Origin of the sequence: Mesorhizobium sp. M8A.F.Ca.ET.021.01.1.1 (assembly GCF_003998025.1) — a bacterium.
Taxonomy (GTDB): domain Bacteria; phylum Pseudomonadota; class Alphaproteobacteria; order Rhizobiales; family Rhizobiaceae; genus Mesorhizobium.
In genome coordinates this window covers 1-5446 of sequence record NZ_RZSJ01000433.1, presented here as the reverse complement: position 1 = coordinate 5446, position 5446 = coordinate 1, and the positions used below count along the sequence as shown (strand labels likewise).

At 63.6% G+C, this 5446-nt stretch carries 6 protein-coding genes; 1 reads left to right on the top strand and 5 read right to left on the bottom strand.

The window, feature by feature from the left end:
- The 5 genes from EOA36_RS26180 to tesB form a co-directional block, all read right to left on the bottom strand.
- The coding region (locus EOA36_RS26180) for a DNA translocase FtsK 4TM domain-containing protein (RefSeq protein ID WP_189553360.1) at positions 1–729 on the bottom strand (729 nt) is incomplete at its 3' end.
- A gap of 206 nt (positions 730–935) precedes the next feature.
- Complete coding sequence (locus EOA36_RS26175; protein ID WP_127280025.1) at positions 936–1214, bottom strand: hypothetical protein; 279 nt, start codon at positions 1212–1214, stop codon at positions 936–938.
- 520 nt (positions 1215–1734) lie between these two features.
- Positions 1735–3090, bottom strand: coding sequence for an ammonium transporter (locus EOA36_RS26170; protein ID WP_127280024.1), 1356 nt, complete (start codon positions 3088–3090; stop codon positions 1735–1737).
- Between the two features lie 31 nt (positions 3091–3121).
- Positions 3122–3460, bottom strand: coding sequence for a P-II family nitrogen regulator (locus EOA36_RS26165; RefSeq protein ID WP_127280023.1), 339 nt, complete (start codon positions 3458–3460; stop codon positions 3122–3124).
- Positions 3461–3762: 302 nt separating this feature from the next.
- Positions 3763–4623 (bottom strand): acyl-CoA thioesterase II, encoded by an 861-nt coding sequence (gene tesB / locus EOA36_RS26160; RefSeq protein ID WP_023771879.1) that lies wholly within the window; start codon positions 4621–4623, stop codon positions 3763–3765.
- 118 nt (positions 4624–4741) lie between these two features.
- Between tesB and EOA36_RS26155 the strand changes: the two genes are divergently transcribed.
- A partial coding sequence (locus tag EOA36_RS26155) for an FAD-dependent oxidoreductase (protein ID WP_127280022.1) occupies positions 4742–5446 on the top strand: 705 nt, incomplete at its 3' end.

Genomic DNA, 5446 nt, shown 5'->3' with positions numbered 1-5446 from the left:
GCGATGCATCCACGCGCGCAGCGACAGCCACCAATGGGTGATGGCGCCGAGCGCCAATATGCCCTCGTCACCCTCGTCCTCGTCATTGTCGAAGAGAAGCTCGTCCTCGCGCGGGTCCGCCGCGGCCGGTTCTTCCATCACGGCGAAGCCGTTCTTGCGCCCGATCAGCGCCGCGCCATAGGCGAACAGCCAGAGCGCCGGTGCAGCCAGCAATATGGCGAGCACGCTGGCGACCAGTCCGGTCGGATAGCCGCCGATGAGGACACCGGGAATCTTGAGCACCATGTCGCCGAAGACGCCGCCGAGGCCGGTAGGCAGCGGCCAGGTCTTGGGCGGAACCACGCAGCCCGCGATCGCGGCGGCGAGCAGCGCAAAACCGAACCAGAACAGCCCGCGCTTGGGCAGCCGGTCGACGCCGCGCGCCGAAAACAGCAGATAGCCCCAGACGACGGCCGGAACCAGCGCGGCAACCGCGGCAAGGCCGAAGAACTGCATCGCAAGGTCGGAGAAGACCGCGCCGGCATAGCCCATGGCGTTGGTGACGGTGTTGGCGGTGGCGTGCGAGAAGCTCGGGTCGGCGACGTTCCAGGTCGCGAGGCTTGCGACGGCGAAGGCGGTGAACGCGAACAGGCCGGCGCCGACCAGCCGGCCGACCTGGCGCCGCGCGAATGCCTGGATGCCGCCCCCGGTATCGGTCAGCGCGAGCGGTGCTGAAGCCCCTGAACGCATGCTCTTCCCCGTCAGTGATTGCCTGGCCCGAGCGCATGACGCACTCCGGCAGATTCGGATGCCAGACTAGGCGTGGGAAGGTTAAGGGCGCATTAACTATAAGGCTGCGGCGATCGTCCTTTCGACATCGACACCTCCAGCGCTCGCGTTACATGAAAATGGCGGGCGCTTCGGCCCGCCATCCATTGGTCGGGTCGGCCGTGCGTTTACTTGTTGGCGCCGCCGAGCATCTTCACATTGGCGCAGAACTCGGCGTGCGGCTTGCTCATCGCCGCGTCCTGGCATTCCTTCATCATGGCGTCCTGCTTCTCCTTCGGCATGGCCATGAAAGCTGCCTTGAATTCCTCCATCGGCTTCATGGTTTTCATGCTGGAATCGGTGAAGAACGGCGCCATGTTGTCCGGCTCGTCCAGTGCGCCGGCAAATGCAAAGCCGCTGACCATGGAAAGCGCGAGTGCCCCGAGGCAGATATCCTTGAGGTTCATGAGCAAATTCCTTCCCTATGTTTCGAAACACGAGCGTCAGAACGACGGGCGCCTCCACAGTTCGGAGACAGGGCGGTCGATGTTTCCTCGAAAATCTCCTTCACGCGAACGTGATTGCGCGAAGTTGATCTCCACCAGAAAGAAGAATTTGCCAAAAAAAGAGGCCCGGAGCGATCCGGGCCTCAAGGCGTGAGTCCCTTTCGAGGACGTCACGACGGGATGCTTTTCAAAGCAATTCCAGGAAAAGTGCTTTCGCGGTTTTCCGTCCGGAATTGCGTAAAAACAAAGAACTCGAGCAATTCCAGGAAAAGTGCTTTCGCGGTTTTCCGTCCGGAATTGCGTAAAAACAAAGAACTCCAGCAATTCCAGGAAAAGTGCTTTCGCGGTTTTCCGTCCGGAATTGCGTAAAAACAAAGAACTCCAGCAATTCCAGGAAAGGCGCTTTCGCGGTTTTCCGGAAGTGCCTGGAGGTACGGGGCCGGCGGGAGGAGGGTTCCGCCGGCCCCGTGGCAAGGATGCCTTACGGCACCACTTCGCCATGCTGGGAAATGTCGAGGCCTTCGACCTCTTCCTGGGTCGTGGGACGCAGGCCGACCAGCGCCTTGACGACGTAGAGGATGACGAAGGTGGCAACCGCCGTCCAAATAATGGTGACGGCGACACCGTAGATCTGCTTGCCGAGCGAAGCGCCCGATGAGAGGCTGTTGATCGCCGGGTCGGCGAGCACGCCGGTCAGCAAGGCGCCGATCACGCCGCCGACGCCATGCACGCCGAAGGCATCGAGCGAGTCGTCATAGCCGAACATGTGCTTCACCTTGACCGCCGAGAGGTAGCAGACGACGCCGGCGACGATGCCGACGATGAAGGCGCCGGTCGGATTGACGAAACCGGAAGCCGGCGTCACCGCGACGAGGCCGGCCACGGCGCCCGAGATGATGCCGAGCACGGAAGGCTTCTTGGCGATGATCCATTCGGCGAACATCCAGGCCAGAGCCGCGGCGGCTGTGGCGACCTGGGTGTTGAGCATGGCGGCACCGGCAAGGCCGTCGGCCGCCAGTTCCGAACCGGCGTTGAAGCCGAACCAGCCGACCCACAGCAGCGATGCGCCGATGACCGAATAGACAAGGTTGTGCGGTGCCATGTTGGTGGTGCCATAGCCTTCGCGCTTGCCGAGCACCAGCGCGCAGACGAGGCCCGCCACACCGGCATTGATGTGGACGACCGTGCCGCCGGCGAAGTCGAGAACGCCAGCCGTACCGAGGAAACCGCCACCCCAGACCCAATGCGCGATCGGCACGTAGACGACCAGCAGCCACAGCGCCATGAAGATCAGCAGCGCCGAGAACTTGAAGCGTTCGGCGAAGGCGCCGGCAATCAGCGCCGGCGTGATGATGGCGAAGGTCATCTGGAACATCGAGAAGACGAATTCAGGGATGTTGGCCACACCCGGCAGCCACAGGCTCGCGGTGGTGATGCCGTGGTGGAAGAATTTCGAGGTGCCGCCGAGATAGGCATTCATGCCGCCGCCGTCGGAGAAGGCCAGCGAATAGCCGAACATGAACCAAAGCACCGTCACCAGGCAGGTGATGGCGAAGCTCTGCATGATGGTGGCAAGCACGTTCTTCTTGCGCACCATGCCGCCGTAGAACAGCGCCAGGCCCGGGATGGTCATCATCAGCACCAGCGCCGTCGAGGTCAGCATCCAGGCGGTGTTGCCGGTATCGAGCACCGGGGTCGGAGCGGCAGCCGGCGCGGCAGCCGCCGCAGCGGGTGCGGCTTCCTGCGCGAAGGCGGCGACGCTGCCCAACGCTGCGAGAGCGAGCGAGCCCAGCAGGGCCGCCCGTCCCGTCGTCTTCAAGGTGGAAGGAATATTCATTGAACTCTCCATTGGAATACGTGTTCGCCGCTCAGAGTGCGTCGGTGTCTGTTTCGCCGGTGCGGATGCGCACCGCCTGGTCGATGCCGAAAACGAAGATCTTGCCGTCGCCGATCTGACCGGTCTTGGCTGCGGCGGTGATGGCTTCGACGGCCTTGTCGACCATGTCGGCCGCGACCGCGACTTCGATCTTGATCTTCGGCAGGAAGGAGACCGCGTATTCCGCCCCGCGATAGATTTCCGTATGTCCCTTCTGACGCCCGTAGCCTTTGACTTCGGTGACGGTCAGGCCCTGGATGCCGACGGCGGTGAGCGCCTCGCGCACCTCGTCCAGCTTGAACGGCTTGATGATTGCCATCACGATTTTCATAAGGTTTCACCCTTTGCTGTTGCGGTCCCCCGCGTTTGCACACCTTCACCGATCCCAAGGAGCCGGAGAGTGCCCCCAAGGATTCAAGCTCCGTGCCAAGTGCCGAAGCAGGGTATTAACCTGTTGTAAACAAAGGGAATGGAGTGGCCGGAACCGGCAGGTGCTGGCGCCTGCGGTGCATCATATGCTCAAAAATTATGCAATTTTTCGAAATTGCCTATTTTGCCGGCTTTGGGAGTGACCCCGAAAAGGCGAGGCTGGGTTTCGGAAAAGATCATGCTCAAACAAGACCCGCAAAGTGCTCAACGCTTGAGCCGGATCAGGCCTTCCTGTGCCATCGAGGCAATCAGCGTGCCGTCACGGGCATAGAGCGTGCCGCGGCTGAAACCGCGCGATCCCGAGCTCGAGGGACTGTCCTGTGCATAGAGCAGCCAGCCATCGAGCGAATGCGGCCGGTGGAACCACATCGAATGGTCGAGGCTGGCGGCCTGGATGTCGGGATCGAACAGGCCGCGCCCATGCGCGAAGGTCGAGGTGTCGAGCAACGTCATGTCGGAAAGATAGGCGAGCAGCACCGACTGCAGCGCGCGGTCGTCGGGGACGGGACCGGCAAGGCGGATCCAGACATTCTGCCGAGGCGGCAGCTTGTCGCGGCTTTCATAGTGCTGGAGATTGACGGGTCTCAGTTCCAGCGGCCGCTCGCGCGCCCAGAAACGGCGCACCGCTTCCGGCACCCGGTCGGCAGTTTCGAGCAGCTGGCGCTGCGTCTTAAGCCCTTCCGGCGGCGGCACGTCGTCGGGCAGCGCGAACTGATGCTCGAGCCCTTTCTCGTCGACCTGGAACGAAGCCTCCAGCGAAAAGATAGCCTGTCCGTGCTGGATCGCCAGCACGCGCCGCGTGGTGAAGGAACCGCCGTCGCGGATGCGGTCGACCTCGTAGATGATCGGCACCTTGATGTCGCCCGGGCGCATGAAATAGCCGTGCAGCGAATGCACGAACCGGTCCGGCTCCACCGTGCGCTGCGCCGCCACCAGCGCCTGGGCGATGGTCTGGCCGCCGAACACGCGCTGCCACTCCACCTGGGGGCTGCGACCACGATACAGATTGTGTTCCAGCCTCTCGAGGTCGAGAATGCGCAGAAGCTCGTCGATCGCCGCCGTCATGTTTTGTGACCTCGCCGCAAAATTGCTATGGCGGTTTCCGACAGGAAGAACGAGCCGTCAAGGGCGCGAGCCCCCGGGCGGCGCGCGCAAAGGGTCGCCGAGAGAAGGAACCAGGACAATGGAAGGCAAGGCCGACGCCAAGACCAGATCCGGGCTCGATGTTCTCGTCGCCGGTGCCGGCTATGTCGGCCTGGCCGCCGCCGTCTCGCTGAAGCAGGCACGGCCGGGCCTCGCCGTGGCGCTGGTCGATGCGGCGCCCGCCGGATCCTGGCAAAGGGATGGCCGCGCCTCGGCCATCGCCGCGGCCGCGTGCCGCATGCTCGACCAGCTCGGCGTCTGGGCCGAAATCGCGCCGAGGGCGCAAGCGATCACCGAGATGATCATCACCGATTCACGCAGCGCCGATCCGGTGCGCCCGGTTTTCCTGACCTTCGGCGGCGAGGTGGCGCCGGGCGAACCCTTCGCGCACATGGTCGCCAACCGGGCGTTGAACGGCGCCTTGCGGGCCAAAGCCGAAAAGCTCGGCATCGACATAATCGAAGGCGTGGCGGTGCGAGGTTTTGAGACCAATGGCGCCGGCATCACGGTGCACCTGGCCGACGGCGCCACGTTGACGGCGCGGCTGCTGGTTGCCGCCGACGGCGTCAATTCGAAACTGCGCGACATGGCCGGCATCAAGACGGTCAAGTGGGAATACGGCCAGTCCGGCATCGTCTGCACCGTCGCTCACGAGCGGCCGCACAATGGTCGCGCCGAAGAGCATTTCCTGCCCGCCGGCCCCTTCGCCACGCTGCCGCTGAAACCCGACGAGGACGGCACCAAC

Excerpts from the sequence above, each read along its gene's own strand:
- EOA36_RS26175 (WP_127280025.1), bottom strand. The coding sequence starts at position 1,214 with ATGAACCTCAAGGATATCTGCCTCGGGGCACTCGCGCTTTCCATGGTC.
- EOA36_RS26170 (WP_127280024.1), bottom strand. The coding sequence starts at position 3,090 with ATGAATATTCCTTCCACCTTGAAGACGACGGGACGGGCGGCCCTGCTG.
- EOA36_RS26165 (WP_127280023.1), bottom strand. The coding sequence starts at position 3,460 with ATGAAAATCGTGATGGCAATCATCAAGCCGTTCAAGCTGGACGAGGTG.
- tesB (WP_023771879.1), bottom strand. The coding sequence starts at position 4,623 with ATGACGGCGGCGATCGACGAGCTTCTGCGCATTCTCGACCTCGAGAGG.